Origin of the sequence: Streptomyces sp. NPDC088817, assembly GCF_044750345.1 — a bacterium.
In the GTDB taxonomy this organism is placed as follows: Bacteria; Actinomycetota; Actinomycetes; order Streptomycetales; family Streptomycetaceae; genus Streptomyces.
The window spans coordinates 376786-401062 of the sequence record NZ_JBIVJN010000005.1; the positions used below are offsets into that span (position 1 = coordinate 376786).

At 69.5% G+C, this 24277-nt stretch carries 21 protein-coding genes, 2 tRNA genes and 1 pseudogene; 9 read left to right on the forward strand and 15 right to left on the reverse strand.

The genetic code is table 11. From position 1 onward, the window contains the following. Positions 1-3: 3 nt before the first annotated feature. From ACIP4X_RS12345 to pknB, 3 genes are all read left to right on the forward strand, one after another. Positions 4-1440, forward strand: a complete 1437-nt coding sequence (locus ACIP4X_RS12345) for an FtsW/RodA/SpoVE family cell cycle protein (protein ID WP_358733232.1) — start codon at positions 4-6, stop codon at positions 1438-1440. Further along, positions 1437-2921: a penicillin-binding protein 2 gene (locus ACIP4X_RS12350; protein WP_358733233.1), complete on the forward strand. Its 1485-nt coding sequence runs from the start codon at positions 1437-1439 to the stop codon at positions 2919-2921. The genes ACIP4X_RS12345 and ACIP4X_RS12350 overlap by 4 nt, the downstream gene beginning before the upstream one ends. Before the next feature lie 169 nt (positions 2922-3090). Continuing rightward, the gene (pknB, locus tag ACIP4X_RS12355; RefSeq protein ID WP_391459309.1) at positions 3091-5067 is read left to right on the forward strand and encodes a Stk1 family PASTA domain-containing Ser/Thr kinase; all 1977 of its coding nucleotides are present in this window, start codon (positions 3091-3093) and stop codon (positions 5065-5067) included. 69 nt (positions 5068-5136) lie between these two features. On the opposite strand, the gene ACIP4X_RS12360 is transcribed toward pknB, so the two are convergent. From ACIP4X_RS12360 to ACIP4X_RS12380, 5 genes and pseudogenes are all read right to left on the reverse strand, one after another. Continuing rightward, positions 5137-5907 carry a class E sortase gene (locus ACIP4X_RS12360; protein ID WP_391459307.1) on the reverse strand — a complete coding sequence of 257 codons (771 nt, stop codon included), beginning with the start codon at positions 5905-5907 and terminating at the stop codon, positions 5137-5139. A 14-nt stretch (positions 5908-5921) separates the two neighbouring features. Further along, positions 5922-7070: a class E sortase gene (locus ACIP4X_RS12365; RefSeq protein ID WP_391459305.1), complete on the reverse strand. Its 1149-nt coding sequence runs from the start codon at positions 7068-7070 to the stop codon at positions 5922-5924. After that, positions 7067-7741 carry an aminodeoxychorismate/anthranilate synthase component II gene (locus tag ACIP4X_RS12370; RefSeq protein WP_358733239.1) on the reverse strand — a complete coding sequence of 225 codons (675 nt, stop codon included), beginning with the start codon at positions 7739-7741 and terminating at the stop codon, positions 7067-7069. The genes ACIP4X_RS12365 and ACIP4X_RS12370 overlap by 4 nt, the downstream gene beginning before the upstream one ends. Next, a pseudogene (locus tag ACIP4X_RS12375) lies at positions 7738-7946 on the reverse strand (hypothetical protein). The gene ACIP4X_RS12370 and the pseudogene ACIP4X_RS12375 overlap by 4 nt, the downstream one beginning before the upstream one ends. A gap of 174 nt (positions 7947-8120) precedes the next feature. Then, positions 8121-8897 (reverse strand): DUF881 domain-containing protein, encoded by a 777-nt coding sequence (locus ACIP4X_RS12380; protein ID WP_358733241.1) that lies wholly within the window; start codon positions 8895-8897, stop codon positions 8121-8123. A 140-nt stretch (positions 8898-9037) separates the two neighbouring features. Between ACIP4X_RS12380 and crgA the strand changes: the two genes are divergently transcribed. Continuing rightward, entirely contained in the window at positions 9038-9292 is a 255-nt protein-coding gene (gene crgA / locus ACIP4X_RS12385) for a cell division protein CrgA (protein WP_391459302.1), read from the forward strand. A gap of 270 nt (positions 9293-9562) precedes the next feature. Here crgA and ACIP4X_RS12390 read toward each other — a convergent pair whose 3' ends face one another. Then, a complete protein-coding gene (locus ACIP4X_RS12390; RefSeq protein ID WP_391459301.1) occupies positions 9563-10486 on the reverse strand; it encodes a rhomboid family intramembrane serine protease in 924 nt (307 codons plus the stop codon). A 165-nt stretch (positions 10487-10651) separates the two neighbouring features. Further along, positions 10652-11185 carry a peptidylprolyl isomerase gene (locus tag ACIP4X_RS12395; RefSeq protein WP_358733245.1) on the reverse strand — a complete coding sequence of 178 codons (534 nt, stop codon included), beginning with the start codon at positions 11183-11185 and terminating at the stop codon, positions 10652-10654. A 402-nt stretch (positions 11186-11587) separates the two neighbouring features. On the opposite strand from ACIP4X_RS12395, the gene ACIP4X_RS12400 reads away from it, so the two are divergent. After that, entirely contained in the window at positions 11588-12292 is a 705-nt protein-coding gene (locus ACIP4X_RS12400; RefSeq protein WP_358733247.1) for a DUF5324 family protein, read from the forward strand. Between the two features lie 147 nt (positions 12293-12439). Further along, positions 12440-12706, forward strand: coding sequence for a hypothetical protein (locus tag ACIP4X_RS12405; RefSeq protein WP_401348076.1), 267 nt, complete (start codon positions 12440-12442; stop codon positions 12704-12706). Between the two features lie 80 nt (positions 12707-12786). Here ACIP4X_RS12405 and ACIP4X_RS12410 read toward each other — a convergent pair. Next, positions 12787-12862, reverse strand: a tRNA-Ala gene (locus ACIP4X_RS12410). A gap of 182 nt (positions 12863-13044) precedes the next feature. On the opposite strand from ACIP4X_RS12410, the gene ACIP4X_RS12415 reads away from it, so the two are divergent. Both ACIP4X_RS12415 and ACIP4X_RS12420 read left to right on the forward strand, forming a co-directional pair. Continuing rightward, positions 13045-13593, forward strand: coding sequence for a DNA-binding protein (locus ACIP4X_RS12415; RefSeq protein WP_326803266.1), 549 nt, complete (start codon positions 13045-13047; stop codon positions 13591-13593). Between the two features lie 87 nt (positions 13594-13680). Next, positions 13681-15477, forward strand: coding sequence for a protein kinase (locus tag ACIP4X_RS12420; protein ID WP_401348080.1), 1797 nt, complete (start codon positions 13681-13683; stop codon positions 15475-15477). Positions 15478-15542: 65 nt separating this feature from the next. On the opposite strand, the gene ACIP4X_RS12425 is transcribed toward ACIP4X_RS12420, so the two are convergent. Both ACIP4X_RS12425 and ACIP4X_RS12430 read right to left on the reverse strand, forming a co-directional pair. Further along, positions 15543-16889 (reverse strand): hypothetical protein, encoded by a 1347-nt coding sequence (locus ACIP4X_RS12425; RefSeq protein ID WP_391459290.1) that lies wholly within the window; start codon positions 16887-16889, stop codon positions 15543-15545. A 235-nt stretch (positions 16890-17124) separates the two neighbouring features. After that, positions 17125-17253: a DLW-39 family protein gene (locus ACIP4X_RS12430; RefSeq protein WP_003999697.1), complete on the reverse strand. Its 129-nt coding sequence runs from the start codon at positions 17251-17253 to the stop codon at positions 17125-17127. A gap of 337 nt (positions 17254-17590) precedes the next feature. Here ACIP4X_RS12430 and ACIP4X_RS12435 point away from each other — a divergent pair, with 337 nt between their 5' ends. After that, the gene (locus ACIP4X_RS12435; RefSeq protein ID WP_358733254.1) at positions 17591-17947 is read left to right on the forward strand and encodes a DUF6344 domain-containing protein; all 357 of its coding nucleotides are present in this window, start codon (positions 17591-17593) and stop codon (positions 17945-17947) included. A 139-nt stretch (positions 17948-18086) separates the two neighbouring features. On the opposite strand, the gene ACIP4X_RS12440 is transcribed toward ACIP4X_RS12435, so the two are convergent. From ACIP4X_RS12440 to gyrB, 5 genes are all read right to left on the reverse strand, one after another. After that, positions 18087-18314: a hypothetical protein gene (locus tag ACIP4X_RS12440; RefSeq protein WP_401348083.1), complete on the reverse strand. Its 228-nt coding sequence runs from the start codon at positions 18312-18314 to the stop codon at positions 18087-18089. Between the two features lie 64 nt (positions 18315-18378). Next, positions 18379-18455, reverse strand: a tRNA-Ile gene (locus ACIP4X_RS12445). 144 nt (positions 18456-18599) lie between these two features. Next, positions 18600-19343 (reverse strand): DUF3566 domain-containing protein, encoded by a 744-nt coding sequence (locus ACIP4X_RS12450; protein WP_391459286.1) that lies wholly within the window; start codon positions 19341-19343, stop codon positions 18600-18602. A gap of 18 nt (positions 19344-19361) precedes the next feature. After that, complete coding sequence (gene gyrA, locus ACIP4X_RS12455) at positions 19362-21956, reverse strand: DNA gyrase subunit A (protein ID WP_358733260.1); 2595 nt, start codon at positions 21954-21956, stop codon at positions 19362-19364. A gap of 42 nt (positions 21957-21998) precedes the next feature. Beyond that, positions 21999-24080, reverse strand: a complete 2082-nt coding sequence (gene gyrB / locus ACIP4X_RS12460; protein WP_358733261.1) for a DNA topoisomerase (ATP-hydrolyzing) subunit B — start codon at positions 24078-24080, stop codon at positions 21999-22001. Positions 24081-24277 lie beyond the last annotated feature (197 nt).

Sequence of the window (24277 nt, forward strand, 5' to 3'; positions counted from 1 at the left end):
ACGATGAGCAGCACTACCAACCCGTCGACGCACCACACGTCCACGATCGGCGCGATCGGCGCGCCCAGCCGCCGCAACACCGAGCTCGCGCTGCTGGTCTTCGCCGTCGTCATCCCGGTGTTCGCCTACGCCAACGTGGGCCTGGCCATCAACAGCCAGGTGCCCGCGGGCCTGCTCAGCTACGGCCTGGGCCTCGGTCTGCTGGCCGGTGTCGCGCACCTCGTCGTCCGCAAGTTCGCCCCGTACGCGGACCCGCTGCTGCTGCCGCTGGCCACGCTGCTGAACGGGCTCGGACTGGTCGTCATCTGGCGCCTGGACCAGTCGAAACTGCTCCAGGCCATCGACCAGGCGGGAACGGCCGCGCCGCGGCAGCTGCTGTACACGGCGCTGGGCATCGCCCTGTTCGTGGTCGTGATGATCTTCCTCAAGGACCACCGCGCCCTTCAGCGCTACACCTACATCTCCATGGTCGGCGCGCTGATCCTGCTGCTGCTGCCGCTCGTACCGGGCCTCGGCGCCAACATCTACGGCGCCAAGATCTGGATCTCGGTCGCCGGATTCTCCATCCAGCCCGGTGAGTTCGCCAAGATCGTGCTCGCCATCTTCTTCGCCGGTTACCTGATGGTGAAGCGGGACGCGCTCGCCCTGGCCAGCCGCCGTTTCATGGGCCTGTACCTGCCCCGCGGCCGTGACCTCGGACCCATCCTGGTCGTCTGGGTGATGTCGATCCTCATCCTGGTCTTCGAGACCGACCTCGGCACCTCGCTGCTGTTCTTCGGCATGTTCGTCGTCATGCTGTACGTCGCCACCGAGCGGACCAGCTGGATCGTCTTCGGTCTGCTGATGTCCGCCGTCGGCGCCGTCGGCGTGGCCAGCTTCGAACCGCACGTCCAGCAGCGCGTCCAGGCCTGGCTCAACCCGATGAAGGAGTACGCGCTCAGCCAGAAGGGCGTCGGCGGCCACTCCGAGCAGTCCATGGAAGCGCTCTGGGCGTTCGGTTCCGGCGGCACCCTCGGCTCCGGCCTCGGCCAGGGCCACTCCGACCTCATCAAGTTCGCCGCCAACTCCGACTTCATCCTCGCCACCTTCGGCGAGGAGCTGGGCCTGGCCGGCCTCATGGCCATCCTGCTGATCTACGCCCTGATCGTGGAACGCGGCGTGCGCACCGCGCTGGCCGCCCGCGACCCCTTCGGCAAGCTGCTCGCCGTCGGCCTGTCCGGCGCCTTCGCGCTCCAGGTCTTCGTCGTGGCCGGCGGTGTGATGGGCCTCATCCCGCTGACCGGTATGACGATGCCCTTCCTGGCGTACGGCGGTTCCTCCGTCCTCGCCAACTGGGCCCTGATCGGCATCCTGATCCGGATCAGCGACACCGCCCGCAGACCGGCACCCGCGCCCGCCTCCAACCCCGACGCCGAGATGACCCAGGTGGTCCGCCCGTGAACAAGCCCCTGCGCCGAATCGCGATCTTCTGCGGTCTCCTCGTCCTCACCCTGCTCATCCGTGACAACTGGATCCAGTACGTCAAGGCGGACACCCTCAAGAACGACAAGCACAACCGCCGCGTCACCATCGCCCGTTACGCCACCCCGCGCGGGGACATCATCGTCGGCGGCAACCCGATCACCGGGTCGGTCGAGACCAAGAGCAACGGGCTCAACGACCTCAAGTACAAGCGCACGTACAAGAACGGCCCCATGTGGGCGCCCGTCACCGGCTTCGCCTCGCAGTCCTACGGCGCCGACAAGCTGGAGAGCGTCGAGGACGGCATCCTCACCGGCAACGACGACCGGCTGTTCTTCCGCAACACCCTGGACATGATCACCGGCAAGCCCAAACAGGGCGGCAACGTGGTCACCACGCTCAACGCGGCCGCGCAGAAGGCCGCCTACGACGGCCTGAAGAAGGTCGGCGGCAAGGGCGCCGCGGTGGCCCTGGACCCCGCCACCGGCAAGATCCTCGCCCTGGCGTCCTACCCGTCCTACGACCCGTCGTCGTTCGCCGGCAGCTCCAACAAGGACGCCGAGGCCTGGAACAAGCTCCAGAAGACGGCCGACCCCAACGACCCGATGCTGAACCGGGCACTGCGCGAGACCTACCCGCCGGGCTCCACCTTCAAGGTGGTCACCGCGGCCGCCGCGCTGGAGAACGGCCTGTACAAGTCGGCGGACGAGGCCACCAACTCGCCGCTGCCGTGGATCATGCCGGGCACGACGACGCCGCTGCAGAACGAGGGCAACATCCCCTGCGAGAACGCCACCATGCGCACGGCGCTGCGGGTGTCCTGCAACACCGTCTTCGGCAAGATCGGCGCGGACCTCGGCAACGACAAGATGCTCGAGGAGGCGAAGAAGTTCGGCTTCGACAGCGAGCAGTTCACGCCGGTGCGCAGCAACGCCTCGGTGTTCTCCGACGACATGAACGCGTCGCAGACGGCCCTGTCCTCCATCGGCCAGTTCAACACCGCCGCCACCCCGCTCCAGATGGCCATGGTCGCCTCCGCCGTCGCCAACGACGGCAAGCTGATGAAGCCGTACATGGTCGACAAGCTGCAGTCGCCCAACGTGGACACCCTGGAGCAGACGGAGCCGCAGGAACTGAGCCGGCCGCTCAGCTCGCAGAACGCCCAGATCCTCCAGTCGATGATGGAGACCGTCGTCAAGGACGGCACGGGCCAGAACGCGAAGATCAACGGCGTCACGGTGGGCGGCAAGACCGGTACCGCCCAGCACGGCGTCGACAACAGCGAGAAGCCGTACGCCTGGTTCATCTCCTACGCCAAGCTCGCCGACGGCAGCTCGCCGGTCGCCGTGGCCGTGGTGGTCGAGGACAACAACGCCAACCGCGACGACATCTCCGGTGGCGGCCTTGCGGCGCCCATCGCGAAGGACGTCATGGAGGCGGTCATCAGCGCCAGGCAGTGAGCCCTGTCACGTCCCCTTCACATCGGTGCACGTTGCGATACCGGTCCTGTATCGGGTGACGGGCTTGGCCAGGTCACACAGAGCGAGCCGGGTACGGTAGGCCCGGACAGCAGCCTCCGGCGGCACAAGGGTGCCGGTCGGGACCGACGGAGAGGGCTGGTAGGTAGCTATGGAAGAGCCGCGTCGCCTCGGCGGCCGGTACGAGCTGGGCCATGTGCTCGGCCGTGGTGGCATGGCGGAGGTGTACCTCGCGCATGACACCCGGCTGGGACGCACCGTGGCGGTGAAGACGCTCCGCGCCGACCTGGCGCGCGACCCTTCCTTCCAGGCCCGGTTCCGCCGGGAGGCCCAGTCGGCCGCCTCGCTCAACCATCCCGCGATCGTCGCGGTCTACGACACGGGCGAGGACTACATCGACGGGGTCTCGATCCCGTACATCGTGATGGAGTACGTCGACGGCTCCACGCTCCGTGAACTGCTGCACAGCGGCCGCAAGCTGCTGCCGGAGCGGTCCATGGAGATGACCATCGGCATCCTCCAGGGCCTGGAGTACGCCCACCGCAGCGGCATCGTCCACCGCGACATCAAGCCGGCCAACGTCATGCTGACCCGCAACGGTCAGGTCAAGGTCATGGACTTCGGCATCGCCCGCGCCATGGGCGACTCCGGCATGACCATGACCCAGACCGCGGCCGTCATCGGCACCGCCCAGTACCTCTCTCCCGAGCAGGCCAAAGGCGAGCAGGTCGACGCGCGCTCGGACCTTTACTCGACGGGTTGCCTGCTCTACGAGCTGCTGACGGTCCGCCCGCCCTTCGTGGGCGACTCCCCGGTCGCGGTGGCCTACCAGCACGTCCGCGAGGAGCCGCAGCCGCCGAGCGTCTTCGACCCCGAGATCACGCCCGAGATGGACGCGATCGTGATGCGGGCGCTGGTCAAGGACCCCGACTACCGCTACCAGTCCGCCGACGAGATGCGCGCCGACATCGAGGCCTGCCTCGACGGCCAGCCGGTCGCGGCCACGGCCGCCATGGGCGCGGTCGGCTACGGCGGCTACCCCGACGACCAGCCGACCACCGCCCTGCGCTCCGACGCCGGAGCCGCGGGCGCGACGACGATGCTGCCGCCCATGAACCCGGACGACGGCGGCTACGGCTACGACGACCGCCCCGACCGGCGCCGTCAGAAGAAGTCCAACACCTCGACGATCATGCTGATCGTCGCCGGCCTCCTGGTCCTCGTCGGCGCGATCTTCATCGGCATGTACGCCTTCAGTGGCAACAACGCCAGCAACGACAAGGTGCCGGTGCCCAACTTCGTCGGCCAGACGAAGAACGAGGCCCGGGAGTCGGCCAGGAACGCCAGCATCGAAGTGGCCTTCACCCAGGACACCTGCGACGACCAGCCCAAGGGCAAGGTCTGCTCGCAGGACCTCAAGTCCGGTGAGGACATGAAGAAGGGCGAAACGGTCAAACTGGTGCTGTCGACCGGGGCACCGAAGGTGACGGTTCCCAGTGTCCGCGGCCTGAGCTTCGAGGCGGCGCAGTCCCAGTTGGAGGATCTGGGCCTCAAGGTCGACAAGAAGACCCAGGAGTCGGACCAGGATCCCGATGTCGTCATCGACCAGGACGTCAAGGGCGACACGAAGGTGGAGAAGGGCTCCACCGTCACGCTCACGGTCGCCACGGAGAAGAGGCAGGTCGCGGTTCCGGACGTCTCGGGCAAGACCTGCCAGGAGGCCCAGCAGCTGCTTCAGGGCAGCAACCTGAACAGCACATGCAGTGAGGTGCCGACCGAGGACCCCAACCAGGACGGCAAGGTCGTCCAGACGGTCCCGCCCATCGGCCAGCAGGTCGACAAGGGATCGAGCGTCAACATCCAGATCGGCAGGCTTCAGCAGCAGAAGAAGCGGGTGCCCAACGTCCGCGGCCGTACGGTGGCGGAAGCCAGGCAGATGCTCGCGGCAGAGGGCTTCACCAACGTCCAGTTCGCCGATGGCAGCAACCAGGACGACAACGCGGTGGTCTTCAAACAGGATCCGGGCGAAGGCCAAGAGGTCGACGACCCCGGCAACACCCAGATCACGCTGACCACCTTCGGTAACGGAGGCAACAACAGAGGCAACGGCGGCTTCTTCGGCGGCTGATCACCGACGCTCAGAGCCCCGGCTCCCCTCCGACAAGGGGGGCCGGGGCTCCGTCGTACCCGGGTCGGCTCAGCGCAGTTCCGCCGGCGGGGTCCGCTGGGCGTCGACCTTCTCCGTGCGGACCAGCTCGCCCCAGACCACGTAGCGGTAGCGGGAGGTGTACACCGGCGTGCAGGTCGTCAGGGTGATGTAGTGGCCGGGCTTCTTGACGCCCGACTCCTCGGGGACCGAGGACAGGACCCGGACGTTGTACTTGGAGGTCTCCGGGAGGATGTCGTAGACCTTGTAGACGTACCACTCGTCCTTGGTCTCGAAGACGACCGGATCGCCCACCCGCACCTTGTCGATGTTGTGGAACTTCGCGCCGTGACCGTCCCGGTGCGCGGCGAGGGTGAAGTTGCCGGCCCTGCCGGACGTCGGAAGGGTCGCCTTGACGGGGTCCACGTAGTAGCCGGCCACCCCGTCGTTGAGCACCTCCGTCGACGTGCCCTTCTCGACCAGGACCTCTCCGTTGTGCATGGACGGCACGTGCAGGAAGCCGATCCCGTCCTTGGTGTCCAGCGCTCCGGGCCCGCCGGGCGCGGACTGGGCCCACTCGTCGCGGACCTTGCCGCCCTCCCGGTCGGCCTTGCGGTCCGCCAGGACGTTCGTCCACCACAGGGAGTAGACGACGAACAGGCCGAGGACCAGCCCCGCCGTGATCAGGAGCTCACCGAAGACGCTGACGGCGAAGGCCAGCGGGCCGGTCCCCCGGCGGCGCCCGCGGCCGGCGCCCGACCCGTCACCGTGCCCTTCGCGGCCGTCGGTGTGCCCTGCCGTGTCGTCCGTGGTCGCTGCCACTGTTCATCCGCCCTTTAACTGACGAGCGCATCCGGCTTGCCCTTGCTGCGCGGCCGTTCCTCGACCATCTTGCCCCAGACGATCATCCGGTACTTGCTGGTGAACTCCGGGGTGCAGGTGGTCAGCGTGATGTAACGGCCGGGCCCGGTGAAGCCCGACCCCTGCGGAACGGGATCGAGGACGCTGATGTTGGCCGGGGAGGTCACCGGCAGGATCGACGCCATCTTGTAGACGAAGTACGTGTCCTGCGTCTCCACGACGATCGCGTCGCCCGGCGAGAGCTTGTTGATGTACCGGAACGGCTCACCGTGCGTGTTGCGGTGGCCCGCCAGCCCGAAGTTGCCCGTCTTCGCGTCCGGCATCGCCGTGTTGAGATCGCCCTTGCCGTAGTGCCCGACCATGCCCTTGTCCAGCACGTTCGCCTTGCTGGTCCCCTCCGCGACGGGCACCACCACGTCCAGCTTCGGGATGTGCAGGAGGGCGAAGCCCTGCCCCGGCTCGAACGTCCCGGGGCTGCGCTTGCCGCTCGCCCAGTCGTCCTGGAGCTGGTGCGCCTCGCTGCCCGCCTGCGCGTGCGCCCGGACGTTCGTCCACCACAACTGGTAGGTGACGAAGAGGAGCATCACGACGCCGGTGCTGATGAACAGCTCGCCGACGACCCGGCTGGCGATCACGGCCGGGCTCGCCCTGCGCGCCCTCGCCTGCCGCCGCGCCTCCATCCGGGACAGCGGCGCCGACGAGTCCGGCGGGCTCTCCTCCTCCGGCTGCGGTCCGCCCGTCGCCCCACGACGGCCGTGACGGCGCCTGGAGGCCTTTCTGCGGGCCGCGCGCCCGCCCGGTGAGGGCGAGGGGGCCTGAGTGGCGGAAGACGCGCCAGGCGGCGGTTCCGGGATCCGCAGCGCCATTGTCTCGTCGTCGGCGGGAGGCGGATACGCCGTAGCGTGGCCCGAGGACCCGTACGGCACCTCCGCCGCGCCCTGCGGGGCCGTGTTCCGCGCGTTCTGCTGGGGCGCCGCCCCCGGCTGCCCGTAGGACGCGGCATAGGGGTCCTGGGGCGCGCCCTGCGCCCCGACGCCGTACCACTCCTCGAACGCGTCCGGCGCCCCGTACGACTGCTGCCCGTACGAGGTGTCCGTCTCGCGCTCGGGGCGCAGCGCGGTCACGCCGTGGCCCTGCCCACCACCGGGGCGAGCCCCGCCGACCTCGCCACGGCCTCCTCGTCGCCGCACTCCGCCAGCCAGTTGGCCAGCATCCGGTGCCCGTGCTCGGTCAGCACCGACTCGGGATGGAACTGCACGCCCTCGACGGGGAGTTCACGGTGCCGCAGGCCCATGATGATGCCGTCGTGCGTGCGCGCCGTGACCACCAGCTCGTCGGGCACGGTCGCCGGCTCGGCGGCCAGGGAGTGGTAGCGGGTCGCCGTGAAGGGGGAGGGCAGTCCCGCGAAGACGCCCGTGCCCTCGTGCTCCACCAGCGAGGTCTTGCCGTGCAGCAGCTCGGGCGCTCGGTCCACCACGCCGCCGTAGGCCACCTGCATCGACTGCATCCCCAGGCACACACCGAAGACGGGGACACCGGTCGCGGCGCAGTGCCGGACCATCTCCACGCAGACGCCGGCCTGCTCGGGCGTGCCCGGACCCGGCGAGAGCAGCACGCCGTCGAAGCCTCCCCCGCTCTCGGCTGCGCTCGAGCGGGAGGTGCCCCCATGCGCGTACGCCGTCGACACCTCGTCGTTGCGCAGCACCTCGCACTCGGCCCCCAGCTGGTACAGGTACTGGACCAGGTTGAAGACGAAGCTGTCGTAGTTGTCGACGACGAGAATCCGCGCACTCACTGGTTGTCCACCGTCACATCGTTGAAGGGAAGCAGCGGTTCGGCCCACGGGAAGACGTACTGGAACAGGGCGTAGACCACGGCCAGGACGAGCACCAGTGAGATCAGCGCCTTCACCCACGCGTTCCCCGGCAGATGCCGCCAGATCCAGCCGTACATGCCGTCCCTTCCGTCTCCCACGGCACCAGACTCACGCCGTACGCCACCAGACTAACGGCGCGGCGCCCGAGGTTTCCCGGCCTCCGTGAGCCGTGCGGAAACCGCCTGTGCCCGGACGTACGTGGCAACAGCGTCGATCACCTCAACGAGCGCGGACACGGTTTTGCACGGCCCTTTGTCGATCCGATACGCGAACCGGGCCGTTCCGTTCACCAGTACGACTACTGCACGGGCTTCGCGTAGTGCAGGTCCACCGTGCCCGAGTAGCCGGGCAGGGTCGCCGTTCCGTCGTCGGTGACCTTCCAGCCCAGGCCGTAGACGTTGACGTACACCATGTAGTTCTGGATCGCCGGGGAGTCCGCGAGCGCCTTCTGGAGCTTCGCCGGGTCGCCGACGGCCGTGATGCTGTACGGCGGCGAGTAGACGCGGCCCTGGAGGATCAGCGTGTTGCCCACGCAGCGCACCGCGCTGGTGGAGATCAGCCGCTGGTCCATCACCTTGATGCCCTGGGCGCCGCCGTTCCACAGCGCGTTGACCACGGCCTGGAGGTCCTGCTGGTGGATCACCAGGTAGTCGGGCTGCGGCTCGGGGTAGCCGGGGAGCTTCGCGGTGGCGTCGGGCGGGGCGTCGTTGAGCGTGACCGTGATCGCCCTGCCCGTGAGCTTCCGCGTGCCCGCGCTGCTCTCCAGGCCGGTCAGCCTGCCGTCCTGGGGCTTGCCGCCGTCGTCGCGCGCGGCGAGGGACTCGATGTCGTCGCGCAGGGCGGCGTTGGACTCGTCGAGCTCCTTGTTCTTCCGGCTGCGTTCCTGGACGAGGTCGGACAGCTTCAGCAGGGACGTGTCCGTGCGGATGTTGGTGCCCTTGGCCGTGTTGAAGCTGGTGAAGAAGATCAGCCCGGCGAGGGCGAAGACGGCCACGGTCATGATCCGCACGGGTCTCGGGCGGCGCGTGCGGGCCGGGCCGGCACCCGTCCCCGAGAAGTCGGCGGAATTGGTCAACGTACCCTTATCTCCTTCGGCGCCGCGGAAGCACTACGCTAACGGACGTCCGGGGGAGTGCTCAGTGTGCCCTTGTACGCTGCTCCGGAGCCAGCCCAGTTCCCTGCGCGGCCACCAGCGCATCGACAGGAGAGACCCTCGTGCCGAAGTCACGTATCCGCAAGAAGGCCGACTACACGCCGCCGCCCGCCAAGCAGGCGGCGACCATCAAGCTGGAGGGCCGCGGCTGGGTCGCGCCCGTCATGCTGGCGCTGTTCCTCGTCGGACTGGCCTGGATCGTCGTCTTCTACGTGACCGACGGCTCACTGCCCATCGAGGCCCTCGGCAACGTGAACATCGTCGTGGGCTTCGGTTTCATCGCCGCCGGGTTCGCCGTCTCCACGCAGTGGAAGTGACGTCGTCCTCCCGGTGAACGCAGCTCTGCCCACGACTATCCGCTGAGTTATCCACAGGCCAGGGAAAATTTCCACATGCAGCCTGGGGAAAACGCTGATGATCTGTGGATAACCCGTCTGCCGTTGACACCGGTACGACTGTCACACCGCTCCTCCAGAGCGCGCACGCCCCCTGCCTGACCTGCAACAACACAGGTCATCGGCAGGGGGCGCACCCATTCCCGCACGCTATGCACAAGATCCGACACCGGCTGTGGACAACGGGCGCTCTCAGGTGAGCTGAATCGTTCTGAGCACCGTCAACACGACGACGACCGCCAGCACCAGCGCGCACGTGCCGTACTGCACCAGGTCCCGCCGCTCGCGCGGGGCGTGCACCATCGCGTACCCGACCGCCACACCGGCGACCAGACCGCCGATGTGCGCCTGCCAGGCGATGCCGCTCCAGCTGAAGGTGAAGATCAGGTTGATCACCAGCAGGGCGATGATCGGCCGCATGTCGTAGTTGAGCCGGCGCATCAGCACCGCGGTGGCGCCGAACAGGCCGAAGATGGCCCCCGAGGCGCCGAGCGAGGCCTGGCTGGGCGAGGCGAGCAGGTAGGTCAGCGCTCCGCCCGCGAGCCCGGAGACGAAGTACAGCGCCAGATAGCGCAGCCGGCCCAGGGCCGCCTCCAGGGGGCCGCCCAGCCACCACAGGCTCAGCATGTTGAAGCCGATGTGCCAGATCTCCTGGTGCGTGAACATCGAGGTCACCAGGCGGTACCACTCGCCGTCCGCGACACCCGAGGTGGCGGTGAAGGGCGCCGGCGGCCAGGCGCCGATCAGGACCAGGTCCCCCAGGAGCGAGGAGTCGACGTTGACCGCGACGAACACCGCGACGTTGATCCCGATGAGGATCTTGGTGAGCAGCCGGGGGTCGGCGGTCATGGTGCCGCCGGCCAGCGTGCGGGGCCGCGACGCGGCGGGCGGGTGGCCGGTGCCGGAGCCGCCTCGGACGCAGTCCGGGCACTGGAAGCCCACGGCGGCGTCGACCATGCACTCGGGGCAGATCGCCCGGTCGCAGCGGACGCAGCGAATGCCGGTCTCGCGACCCGGATGGCGGTAGCAGGCCGGCAGGCTGTGGGCGTCCGGCGGCCCCTGGTCCGCCGGGTCCTGGCCCGCCGGGCCCGTCGGGCTGCCTGGTGCCTGGTCCATGGGGCTCCCCTCGATTCGTCCTGCTCGTCCTGCTGTCCTGCTGCCCGGCTCGTCCTCCGCGAAGCACGGCCGCGGCTGCTCGTGGGCAACGCACCGCCCCGCCCATCCTTACGGACAAGCGGGGCGTTTGGTTCCCTCGCGGGGCTGTCGGGACGAGCCCTTGACTCAGCCTTCGCGGGTCTCGACGACGACCGACTCGATGACGACGTCCTTGAGCGGGCGGTCGGTGCGCGGGTTGGTCTGCGCGGAGGCGACGGAGTCGATGACCTTCTGGCTGGCCGGGTCGGTGACCTCGCCGAAGATGGTGTGCTTGCGGTTCAGCCACGACGTCGGGGCGACCGTGATGAAGAACTGCGAGCCGTTGGTGCCCGGACCCGCGTTGGCCATGGCCAGCAGGTAGGGCTTGTCGAAGGCGAGGTCCGGGTGGAACTCGTCCTTGAACTGGTATCCGGGACCGCCGGTGCCGTTGCCCAGCGGGTCACCGCCCTGGATCATGAAACCGCTGATCACCCGGTGGAAGACCGTGCCGTCGTAGAGCTTCGCCCTGGACTTCTCGCCGGTGGCGGGGTGGGTCCACTCACGCTCGCCCGTGGCGAGTTCGACAAAGTTCCGGACCGTCTCGGGAGCGTGGTTCGGCAGGAGCCGGACCTCGATGTCGCCGTGGTTGGTCTTCAGGGTGGCGTAGAGCTGCTCAGCCACGATCTGCCTTCCGTTGTCTTCCTGTGACTCCCCGATCCTCGCACGGCCCGCGCCCTGCGTCGCCCGGCGCCCTGTTCCGGGGGGAGATCCGTCGATTCGGTTGCGGAGAACCGGGCGAGTCCTTCCGGGCGGGAGCGCGGCGCGCCGATCCGTGGCATTGTCGACGACAAGCTCCTTTTGCGCCGCATTCATCCCTGTCGATTTCGTCCCCTGTCGATTCGGCCCCTGCCGCACGTGCCCGCCTTCCCGGCGGACTTCCGGCCGGCGGGGCCGGCGCGGCGCCCACGGGCGTCACCCGTGACCCGGATGCCCGGTCGCACATGCCACCGGGCCCGTCGGCAGGCATGATCCGTAAAAGGGTGGAAAGTCGAATTACCGTACGCCACCGAGGAGGAGGAACCCGTGACCCGCATCGACAGCGTGCGCGCCGCGACCGGCTCGGCGAAGGACAGCGTGCTGCACGCCGCGGAAGTGGTGGCGCCCTACGCCGACACAGCCAGGGAAAGGGCCGCGCACTACGCGCACGAGGCACGCGTACGGCTCGCGCCGAAGGTGACGCTGGCCGCCGACCAGGCCCGCGTCCAGTACGGCGCCCATGTCGCACCCCGGATGGAGCAGGCCCGCACCCAGGCCATGGCCCATGTGCCGCCGAAGGTCGACCAGGCCGCCCAGGAAGCCGCCGAGCGGACGCGCCGGGCCGCCCGTCAGGCCGCCGAGTACTCCCGGCCGCGGATCGAGCAGGCGATGGCCGCTGCGGCGCCGGTCGCGGACGAGGCCGCCGCGCGCGGAGCCGCCGCACTGGTGGCGCTGCGCGGTCAGGTCCCGGCCCGGAAGATCCAGAAGCTGGCCCGCACGCAGCAGCGGCGTGCGCGGGCCGGGCGCGTGGTGAAGCTGCTGGCGCTGGCGGGCGCGCTCGCCGGCGGTGCCTTCGCCGCCTGGAAGTGGTGGGACAAGCAGGCCAACCCCGACTGGCTGGTGGAACCGCCCGCCGCTACGGAGGTGCCCGAGTCGGGCCGGCTGACGTCCGTGGACGGCACCGGCCAGTCCGTGCTGGACCCCGAGGTCCAGGCGAAGGAGGACGAGGAGACGTCGGACCGCGACGAGTAGGGCCGGGCCGCCCCCGGAGACGAAAGAGCCCGCCTGACCGGTGTCTCCGCTGGTCGGGCGGGCTTTTTGACGCGTTCACACGGTTCCCGGTCCTACGAGCGGGTAGGTTGAGGTCGTCCGGGCACCGACAAGGTTCGAGGGGGGCACATGCTCGACGGAATCACCGGAACCGTCGCCATCGGCGTCACGGTGGCGTTGGCGGTCGCCGGCGAGCGGGCCTCGAAGAAGCGCGAGAAGGCCTTCTGGGAGCGCTACGGCTCCTTCGAGGGATTCCGGGGCCAGGTCGACGAGGAGAAGATCCAGCGGGTGCGCGAGGAGCAGGGCTACGTCGCCGCCATCAAGGCGGTACGGCGGACCTACCCGTACGTCTCGCTCCTCTTCGCGAAGCGCTACGTGGAGGAACTCCCGGCGTAGCCGTCGCCGCGCGCGGGCCCCGCGCACGCATGAAGAATGCCCCCTGATACCGCGTTTCCGCAGATCAGAGGGCATTTCACTGGTGGAGCCTAGGGGAGTCGAACCCCTGACATCTGCCATGCAAAGACAGCGCTCTACCAACTGAGCTAAGGCCCCGGAAGACAGCATCCGGCCGGAGGATCCGTCCACCGGTCGGGTGCCGCAGACCAGAGTACCGGGTCACCCCCCGGATCTCGCAAAAAGATTGGGGCTCCCCGCGGCCGACCACTCTCCGTAAGATGCTCCGCGTGGTTCGCTACAGCGAACCGCGGTACTTGGGGAAGCGATGGGGAGACGCAATGGACGCCGCACAGCAGGAAGCCACCGCAAAAGCGCGGGAACTGCAGCGGAACTGGTACGGGGAGCCGTTGGGGGCGCTCTTCCGCAAGCTGATAGACGACCTCGGGCTCAACCAGGCCCGGCTGGCGGGGGTCCTGGGACTGTCCGCCCCGATGCTGTCGCAGCTGATGAGCGGCCAGCGCGCCAAGATCGGCAATCCCGCGGTCGTCCAACGCGTTCAACTTCTCCAGGAACTGGCGGCCCAGGTGGCGGACGGCAGCGTCAGCGCGGCCGAGGCGACCGAGCGCATGGAGGAGATCAAGCGGTCGCAGGGCGGCTCGGTGCTCAGCAACACCACGCACACGTCGAACACTTCGGGGGCACCGACGGTCAAGCGGGTGGTCCGCGAGATCCAGTCGCTGCTCCGCTCGGTCGCGGCGGCCGGTGACATCATCGACGCCGCGAACACCCTCGCCCCCAGCCACCCCGAACTGGCGGAGTTCCTCCGCGTGTACGGCGCCGGCCGCACCTCGGACGCGGTCACGCACTACCAGTCCCACCAGAACTGACACCGCGGGGGCCGTATCGCGCGTCGGGTCGCGTGCCGAGGGGGATGCGAGGGGGGACAGCCTCAGGGGGAGGAGCGACGCACAGCCATGGGTGAGGTCTTCGCCGGCCGGTACGAACTGGCCGACCCGGTCGGGCGCGGTGGAGTCGGCGCGGTGTGGCGGGCCTGGGACCACCGCCGTCGCCGGTACGTGGCCGCCAAGGTCCTCCAACAGCGCGACGCGCACTCCCTGCTGCGCTTCGTACGGGAGCAGGCGCTGCGGATCGACCACCCCCACGTGCTCGCGCCGGCCAGCTGGGCCGCCGACGACGACCAGGTCCTGTTCACCATGGACCTGGTGGCCGGCGGCTCCCTGGTCCACCTGGTCGGGGACTACGGCCCACTGCCCCCGGCATTCGTCCGCACCCTGCTCGACCAGTTGCTGTCGGGCCTCGCGGCGGTGCACGCGGAAGGTGTCGTGCACCGTGACATCAAGCCCGCCAACATCCTGCTGGAAGCCACCGGTACCGGCCGTCCCAGGCTGCGGCTGTCGGACTTCGGCATCGCGATGCGGCTGGGCGAACCGCGGCTGACGGAGACCAACCTGGTGGTGGGGACACCGGGTTACCTCGCTCCCGAGCAGATGATGGGCGCCGAACCCGACTTCCCCGCCGACCTGTTCGCCACCGGTCTGGTCGCCCTCTACCTGCTCCAGGGCGCCAAGCCGGACGCCAGAGCACTCGTGGAGTATTTCGCCGAGCACGGAACTCCCGGTGCGCCCAAGGGTGTTCCCGAGCCGCTGTGGCAGGTCGTGGCGACCCTGCTGCAACCCGATCCGCAGGCCAGGTTCCGTACCGCGACGGGTGCGCGCAAGGCTCTCGCCGCGTGCGCCGAGCTTCTGCCGGAGCCGGGCCCCGACGACGAGCTGATCGAGATCTTCGACCAACTCGGCACCCTGCCACCGGGATTCGGCCCCGAGGGCCCGCTCACCCGGAGCCCTGGGGTGACGGTCGGTCGGACGGGGGCGTCCGGTGGGGCTGGCTCGGCCGGTGTGGCCGGTGTGGCCAATCCCACCCGTTCAGCCGGTCCCGCCGGTTCAGCCGGTTCAGCCGGTCCCGCCGGTTCCGCTGGTGCGGCCGGTGCCGTCGGTTCAGCCGGCGCGGTCGGCGGTTCCACCGGTTCCGGCGCGGTCGGCGGTTCCGGCGGTTCCGGCGCGGTCGGCGCGGTCGGCGGTTCCGGGATTCCCGGTGCCGGGGCCGGCGCTTCCGGCAACGGCGGTTCCGTGGCATCCGGTGCCGGCACCGCTTCCGGTACCGGGAGCGTGCCGGACCCGCGTCTCGATCCCCGGGAGGGGACCGGGCCGGCGCCGAGCACGGACGGCGGCGGTTCGCCGTCGGAGCCGCCCCAGCCCTCCACCATGTCCGACACCGGCAGCTTCCACCTGCCACCGCCCCTGACCGCCACCCCGTCGGCTGAGGTCCCACCGCCTATGGGCGCTCCCCCGCAGGCTGTTCCCTCCCACGCCGCGCCCCCGCGAACCATGCCCCCGCAGACCGTCCCCCCGGCACCGGCCGCCCCGCCCTCGTCCGACCCCTCGTCCGGCGACGTGCCCCTCGAACCCGCGGCCCGACCCCCGTTCCAGTCCGCGCCCCGACCCGCGGCCCACGTCTCCCCTCACGACCCCACCCACGCGCTGCCCTCCCCCGATCCGCGGCAGCGCGCCGATGCCTCCACCGCTTCCTACACCGCCCAGTCCCCGCAGGTTCCCGCTCCGGCGCGGGGGGTCTCACGCCACCGCGCCGGACGGCCCCGCCGCCCCGGCCCGCCCGCGACGGTGGCGGTCCCGCTGCTGCTCCTCGCGCTGGCCTGCTACACCGTCGGCTTCTGGGCCCTGAGCCGTCTGTAGGGCGCGCCACGAGCCGATCCCAGCCCGCCCCCGGCGATCGCGGCCCCCGCGCCCCTCCCGCCGCCCTACAGGACTTCGGCCCTGCGCCGGGCGACCACGGTCCACACCCCGAGGACGGTCAGCAGGACCGTTCCCGCGCCGATCCCGCCGACGGCGAGCGCCCGGAGCGCCGCGGAGTCGTCCGCCGCCCCGGCCGGGGTCGCCGCGACCCGGTCGTGGGCGGTGACCTCGAAGAGCTGCCCGGGTTCGGACCGGCCCGCGTAGTCCGGACCCGGCTGCGCCGTGCCGTCCACCCGTACACGCAGGAGCAGGCCGTAGGGCCCCTCTCCGAAGGAGTCGGCGGTCTGGGCGGCGAGGTGCACGACCAGGTAGTGGAGTCCGGCGAACCGCATCCCCTTGACCTGGGCGGCGAAGCCGCGGCGGTTGGCGTGGGTGACGGGCGGCACGGGTGCGAGGGCGGCGGACGCCTGCCGGCCGCTGTAACCGGCGTACGCCTCCTCGACGTATCCGCGCACCGGGTTGTAGAGCGACAGGGTCAGCGCGCCGTTCACATAGCCGCTGCCGCCGCTGGAACTGCCCAGCTCGACGCCGGCGTTCAACTGCTGTCCCCAGTCGACGGGGACCTTGTAGAAGAGGGTCTGGCCGGGGCGGATCCGGGTGCGCCACACGCCCTGCCCGACCGTGCTCGCCGCGGCGAACCCGGCGCCGCCGGCCCGTTCGGCCGCCTGGCCGGTGACCGGCTCGGGCGAGGCGGAGTTCCAGGACTCGGGCGCGCTCGTGGCCCCGGCGTCTTTCAACGGCGGCTCCGAGGCGACAGCGAGCTCCAGGGGCCAGGTGTCGGACGAGGATCCCTTGGCGCCTAGGCGTTCGACGAGGACGTAGTACGACCCGGCACCCTGGCACAGGGGGCGCCCGGAGGAGACCTCACGCGCGCCCCACGCGGCGACGGGATGCGGGCTGCGGCTCGGGCCGAAGCGGGCGGTCTGCGCGGAGCAGGAGGCGCCGCGGTCGTCCTGCACCGAGATCCTGAGGCCGTCGGTGGCCGCGACCGCGGTGCCGGCTCCGGGCACCGCCGTGGCGGAGACGTAGGCGGTGGAGGTGGCGTCCAGGTCGAGGCGGTAGTAGAGCCTGCCGCTGCCCGGCAGGGAACTCCTGTAGGTGCGGCCCGGCTCAAGGCGTACGGCGTCCGTGGTGCTCGTGGCTCCGGCCACGGACCGGGCACCGTCGGTGAAGGCGTACGGGTCCGGCTCACCGGCCGCGAGGGCGCTCGGCCCGGGGCCGGCCGCCGCGAGGCACAGGGCCGCCACGGTCACGGCCAGGCGCGCGGCGAGGTTGTGCGAGAGGCGTCGGCCGCGCCGATCACGCCGTGAGCGCCCTGCCGTCGCCTGCCGTCCCGCCCCACGCCGAACCATCCCGCGCCACCCCTCGCGTTCCGTCCCTCCGGACGTCGCCCATCATTCCCCGGGGGCCGCTGCGCCATCCGTGCGTTCCCCGGGCGCACACGCGACAACGGTCCCAGGAAGCGACGCCTACCTCACCCTCCGCGACCCCGCAACACGAGAGCGCACCCACCCGAACCGGGGCCCCACAACACAAAACCCCGACCGCTACGGCGGTCGGGGCCTGCTCAGTCCGGGATGTCGGTGCTCACGAACCCGTGGGCACGGAGTCAGTCGCCTCCGTCCACAGATCCTGCTCGGCGCGATCCGCCTGGATCTGGCGGTACACGAGGAGCCCGCCGATGGCGGCCAGTGCGACCAGGAGAAGCTTCTTCACCGCGCGACCTCGTCTTTCCTTGACGTAGGGGACCTCTGGCGCCCGACTATACACACCGGCCGATACCGATCGGTGACCTGCGTCGGCTGTCAACTGCCGTGCGCGCGAGCGCAGTAGGTGCGGACGAAACCGCTCCGACCGGAGGGTGATCGCACCCGCACGGACGGTTACTTTGGGTGCGCTCATCCCACCTTCGCACCTTTTCGCCGCTCATGCGCCCATCCGAGTGGTGTTCATCCGAAGATCGCCGCGCCACGGGCGTCGGTCCACCACTTCGCGGGGCTCATACACATGATGAGCAAAGTACGCAAATCGCCCAACCCGAAAGTGAGGGGCCATGGACCAGCACAAAGTCATCAAGCTGTGGACCGCCATCGTCACCGCCTTCCTCGCGCTCTGCACGGCGCTCGGACTCATCACCACGACGGCCGCCTCCGCGGCCGCGGCCGCGCCGAAGCCCGAGACGGCGCCCAAGAGAACCGCACCGGTTCCGGCACAGACGACGACGTCCTTGTCCAAGCCCCACACCCCGTCCTTGCCACCGACGATGAAACAGCGCATCCGCGCCGAGGCCCACGGAAGGACCCCGGGCTGCCGTCACCGCCCGCCGGCCGACGCCTTCTCCCTCGCCGCCGAACCCCGATGCCTCCCGGACGAACCACCGGCCCGGCCGACCATCCCCCTCCAGCGCTGACAGGACCGCACCGGCCCGGCCGGCGCCTCCACCCGCACCCTTGACGTAACGGCGATTCGCGTACAGCACCAGCCGCAGAACGCGAAGCTCCCCGGCCACCACGGCCGGGGAGCTTCACCTGCGTCCGCGCCCCGGCCCCTCAGGCCTCGGACTCCCCGCCGGCATCCCGTTCACGGGACCGGCGCCGCTTCGGCCGGGGGTTGACGCGCTCGAACAGGGCGCCCGCAGTGGTCACCGCTCCGATCACCAGCATGAGGATGGAGACGATCCGCTGGATTCCCTGTCCGTACAGGGCCTGGTGGCCGAACCACACCAGTGCGACGCCGGTCACCAGACGGTCGCCGATCTTCCTGAGGCGCGGCCCCATGCACACTCCCGAGTCAGGTACACCAAAAGACCCCCGAGTCCTACTGGACCGGGGGTCTTCGTGCTGGTGGGGCTAACAGGATTTGAACCTGTGGCCTCATCCTTATCAGGGATGCGCTCTAACCAACTGAGCTATAGCCCCGCCGCGCTCTGCGGTGTGTGTCCCGCGCGCTGACTCCTGAAGATTAGCGCACGAGGGGGGCAGTCCCAAAATCGGTTGTCGGAGGAGCGTCAGCGGACGTTTCGCGACACCGCCGCAGGCGCCGTGGAGGGCACAGCCGGCCGGTTACTCGTCCTCCGCCAGCGTCAGCTCGACGCCGCCGACGAAGCCCGCGGAGAGGTTGTAGATGAACGCTCCGAGGGTCGCGAGGGCCGTCGCCAGGACCACGTCGATCACGGCGATGATCGACGTGAACATCAGCACGTGGGGGAGGGACAGGAAGGACTGGAGGTCGAAGCCGTTGGACTCGTTCGAGCCCGTGGCCTCGGAGATCGTCCCGCCGACCGTGGAGAACACACCCATCGCGTTCATGACCATCCACAGCACGGCGGCCGCCACGATCGTGCAGATGCCCAGGGCGATGGAGAGCAGGAAGCTGACCTTCATCACCGACCACGGATCGGCCTTGGCCACGCGCAGCCGGGCCTTGCGGGTGCGCGGCGCGGTACGCGCGCCCGTACGCGGCCGGCGCACCGCCTGGGAGGCGGACTCGGCCGCCGGGTAGGCCTGCGGCGGGTGGTACGGCCCGGAGGGCTGCTGCTGCTGACGCTCACCCGGCAGCGGAGAGCCCGCCGCCTGCTGACCGGCCGCGGCGTTCGCCTGCTGGGCCTGCGGACCTCGGGTGTCCGACACCGTTCCCCCCTGGGATCCGTGGGTGTGGGGCGTGTGCGCATCGGCCGCCGGCGACTTGATCGCCTGCAGGTTGGTCGTATGCGTGTCCGTCGCAGGCGCGGCGGAGCCACGGCCGCCGCCGTCCGCTCCCGTACCAGTGGAGGTACCGGCCGATCCGGCGCCCGTGGCTCCGCTCACGATGACTCTCTCCTCGTGCTACTCGGCCGAGGACACCTCGCCCTCGTCCGTGCCGCTGGTCGCGGCCCCCTCGGCGGTCTCGTCCACGGCCACGTCGCCGTCGACTTCCTCCGCCTCGCGCCCCGCCTCGGCGTTACGTGCGATACCGACGACGGCATCGCGCTTCCCCAGATTGATCAGTTGGACGCCCATGGTGTCACGGCCCGTCTCCCTGACCTCGTTGACTCGCGTACGAATCACACCGCCCGAGAGCGTGATGGCGAGGATCTCGTCGGTCTCCTCGACAATCAGCGCTCCCACGAGCGAACCGCGGTCCTCCACGATCTTGGCGGCCTTGATGCCGAGGCCGCCGCGGCCCTGGACGCGGTACTCGTCGACACGGGTCCGCTTGGCGTACCCGCCATCGGTGGCAGTGAACACGAACGTACCGGTTCGAACAACATTCATCGAGAGCAGTTCGTCGCCACCGCGGAAACTCATGCCCTTGACACCCGAGGTGGCACGGCCCATCGGACGCAGAGTGTCGTCTGAGGCGGTGAACCTGATCGATTGCGCCTTCTTGCTGATCAGAAGCAGATCATCATCGGCGGAGACCAGCTCGGCCCCGATCAGTTCGTCATCGGAACCGTCCTCCTGCTCACGCAGGTTGATCGCGATGACACCGCCGGAGCGAGGAGAATCGTAATCCTTCAGAGGCGTCTTCTTGACCAGGCCCGCCTTGGTGCCGAGCACCAGGTACGGCGCCGCCTCGTAGTCGCGGATCGCGAGGATCTGGGCGATCGCCTCGTCCGGCTGGAAGGCCAGCAGGTTCGCCACGTGCTGACCGCGCGCGTCCCGGCCGGCGTCCGGCAGCTCGTAGGCCTTCGCCCGGTAGACCCGGCCCTTGTTGGTGAAGAACAGCAGCCAGTGGTGCGTGGTGGAGACGAAGAAGTGGTCGACGATGTCGTCTTCCTTCAGCTTCGTGCCGCGCACGCCCTTGCCGCCGCGCTTCTGGGCGCGGTAGTCGTCGGTCTTGGTCCGCTTGATGTAGCCGCCGCGGCTGACCGTGACGACGATGTCCTCCTCGGCGATCAGGTCCTCGATGGACATGTCGCCCTCGTAGGGGATCAGCTTCGTCTTGCGGTCGTCGCCGAACTTCTCGACGATCGCCGCCAGCTCCTCGCTGACGATCCCGCGCTGGCGGACCGGGGAGGCGAGGATCCGGTTGTACTCGTTGATCTTGGCCTGGAGCTCGTCGTGCTCCTGGACGATCTTCTGCCGCTCCAGGGCGGCCAGTCGCCTCAGCTGCATCTCCAGGATGGCGTTGGCCTGGATCTCGTCGATCTCCAGCAGGCTCATCAGGCCCTCACGCGCGACGTCGACGGTCGCACTGCGCCGGATCAGCGCGATGACCTCGTCGATGGCGTCCAGGGCCTTCAGCAGACCGCGCAGGATGTGCGCCCGCTCCTCCGCCTTGCGCAGCCGGAACCGCGTACGGCGGACGACGACCTCGACCTGGTGCGTCACCCAGTGGCGGATGAACGCGTCCAGCGACAGCGTGCGCGGCACGCCGTCGACCAGCGCCAGCATGTTGGCGCCGAAGTTCGTCTGCAGGTCGGTGTGCTTGTAGAGGTTGTTCAGGACGACCTTGGCGACCGCGTCCCGCTTGAGGACGATCACCAGGCGCTGGCCGGTGCGCGAGCTGGTCTCGTCGCGGACGTCCGCGATACCGCCGATCTTGCCGTCCTTCACCAGGTCGGCGATCTTCTGCGCGAGGTTGTCCGGGTTGACCTGGTACGGCAGCTCCGTGACCACCAGGCACTGGCGGTTCTGGATCTCCTCGACCTCGACCACGGCGCGCATGGTGATCGAGCCGCGGCCGGTGCGGTACGCCTCCTCGATGCCCTTGCGGCCGACGACGAGCGCGCCGGTGGGGAAGTCCGGGCCCTTGATCCGCTCGATCAGCGCGTCGAGGAGCTCCTCGTGGGAGGCCTCCGGGTTCTCCAGGTACCACTGGGCACCGGAGGCGACCTCGCGCAGGTTGTGCGACGGGATGTTCGTCGCCATGCCCACCGCGATACCGGCCGAGCCGTTGATCAGCAGGTTCGGGAAGCGGGCGGGCAGGACGGTCGGCTCCTGGGAGCGGCCGTCGTAGTTGTCCGTGAAGTCGACGGTCTCCTCGTCGATGTCGCGGACCATCTCCATCGACAGCGGCGCCATCTTGCACTCGGTGTAGCGCATGGCCGCCGCCGGGTCGTTGCCCGGCGAACCGAAGTTGCCGTTGGAGTCCACCAGCGGCATCCGCATCGCCCACGGCTGCGCGAGGCGGACCAGCGCGTCGTAGATCGAGGAGTCGCCGTGCGGGTGGTAGTTGCCCATGACGTCGCCGACGACGCGGGCGCACTTGTAGAAGCCGCGGTCGGGGCGGTAGCCGCCGTCGTACATCGCGTACAGCACGCGGCGGTGGACGGGCTTGAGACCGTCCCGGACGTCCGGCAGCGCACGCGAGACGATGACGGACATCGCGTAGTCGAGGTACGAGCGCTGCATCTCCGTCTCGAGCCCGACGGGCTCGACGCGCATAACGAGGTCGCCGCCCTCTTCAGGGGTGACTGGAGTGTTCTCGTCGGCCATTGCTGGTGAGGATCCTTCCTGATGCGGTCAGCTGAGACCGACTCAGATGTCGAGGAAGCGGACGTCCTTGGCGTTGCGCTGGATGAACTGGCGGCGGGCCTCGACGTCCTCGCCCATGAGGACCGAGAACAGGTCGTCGGCCTGCGCGGCGTCGTCGAGGGTGACCTGGCCGAGCACGCGGTGCTCCTGGTCCATGGTGGTCACGCGCAGTTCCTCGGCGTTCATCTCGCCGAGACCCTTGAAGCGCTGGATCGAGTCCTCACGGACCCGCTTGCCGCGCTGGCGGCCCATCTCGAGGAGCGCGTCGCGCTCACGGTCGGAGTACGCGTACTCGACGTCCTCGCGGCCCCACTTGATCTTGTACAGCGGGGGGCGCGACAGGAACACGTGCCCGGCCTCGACCAGCGGCCGCATGAAGCGGAACAGGAAGGTCAGCAGCAGGGTGTTGATGTGCTGGCCGTCGACGTCGGCGTCCGCCATCAGGATGATCTTGTGATAGCGGAGCTTCTCGATGTCGAAGTCCTCGTGCACACCCGTGCCGAACGCGGAGATCAGCGCCTGGATCTCCTGGTTCTGCAGGATCTTGTCGATCCGCGCCTTCTCGACGTTGAGGATCTTGCCGCGGATCGGGAGGATCGCCTGGTACTCCGGGTTGCGGCCGGACTTGGCCGAGCCGCCGGCGGAGTCGCCCTCGACGATGAAGATCTCGCACTTGGTCGGGTCGTTCGACTGGCAGTCGGAGAGCTTGCCCGGCAGCGAGGCCGACTCCAGCAGGCCCTTGCGGCGGGTGAGGTCGCGGGCCTTGCGGGCCGCCACACGCGCGGTGGCCGCCTGGATGCCCTTGCGGATGATGTCCGCCGCCTCGACCGGGTTGCGGTCCAGCCAGTCGTTGAGGTGCTCGTAGACGGCCCTCTGGACGAAGGTCTTCGCCTCCGTGTTGCCCAGCTTGGTCTTGGTCTGGCCCTCGAACTGCGGCTCGCTCAGCTTGACCGAGATGATCGCCGTCAGACCCTCGCGGATGTCGTCGCCCGTGAGGTTGTCGTCCTTCTCGCGCAGCAGCTTCTTGTCGCGCGCGTACTTGTTGATCAGGCTCGTGAGGGCCGCGCGGAAGCCCTCCTCGTGCGTACCGCCCTCGTGGGTGTGGATGATGTTCGCGAAGGAGTACACGCCCTCGCTGTAGCCGCCGTTCCACTGCATGGCGACCTCGAGGGACAGGCTCTTGTCCTTGTCCTCGGCCTCCAGGTCGATGACGGTGGGGTGCACCACTTCGCCCTTGCGGGAGTTGAGGTACTTCACGAAGTCGACGATGCCGCCCTCGTAGTGGTACGTGACGGACTTGACCTCGTCCTTCTCGTCGGCGCCCGCCTCGTCCGCCCCGGAGGTCGCCTTCGCCGACTCGCGCTCGTCGGTGAGCCTGATCGTCAGGCCCTTGTTGAGGAACGCCATCTCCTGGAAGCGCCGCGACAGCGTCTCGAAGGAGTACTCGGTGGTCTCGAAGATGTCGGGGTCGGCCCAGAACGTGACCGACGTGCCGGTCCGCTCGATGGCCTCGTGCTTGGCCAGCGGGGCGGTCGGAACGCCCATCTTGTAGTCCTGGGTCCAGCGGTGGCCGTCGGTCCTGACCTCGACGGAGACCTTCGAGGACAGGGCGTTGACCACGGAGACGCCGACGCCGTGCAGACCACCGGAGACCGCGTAACCGCCGCCTCCGAACTTGCCGCCCGCGTGCAGGACGGTCAGCACGACCTCCAGGGCCGGCTTGTTCTCGGAGGGGACGATGCCCACCGGGATGCCGCGGCCGTTGTCGACCACGCGCACGCCGCCGTCGGCCAGGATCGTCACGTCGATGGTGTCCGCGTGTCCGGCCAGCGCCTCGTCGACGGAGTTGTCGACCACCTCGTACACGAGGTGGTGCAGGCCGCGCTCACCGGTGGAACCGATGTACATGCCGGGTCGCTTGCGGACCGCGTCCAGACCCTCGAGGACGGTGATCGCGCTGGCGTCGTAGGAGGCCGTGACCTCACCGTTCGAGGATGCGGCCCCGTTCACGCCGGCGTCGGTGGACGGGATGTTCTCGTTGGGGTTGCCGGAATCGGCCACGAAGCGCCCTTTCTGGCACAGCACGAGCCGGGCTCCTGGGGGTGCCCCCTCGGGGAGGGTTGCCGGAGCGGCTGCGGCATGTTGCGTTGGTAAGCCTTGATCAGCGTTGCTCAGCTTTTCCCGGACGGTCCCCACGATTGGGGCGGGATCGCTTCCAGTCTACCGGTAGCGCCGACAGTGATGGGGGTTTGCCGGTACCTGAGTACGCATGTGGCGCCCTC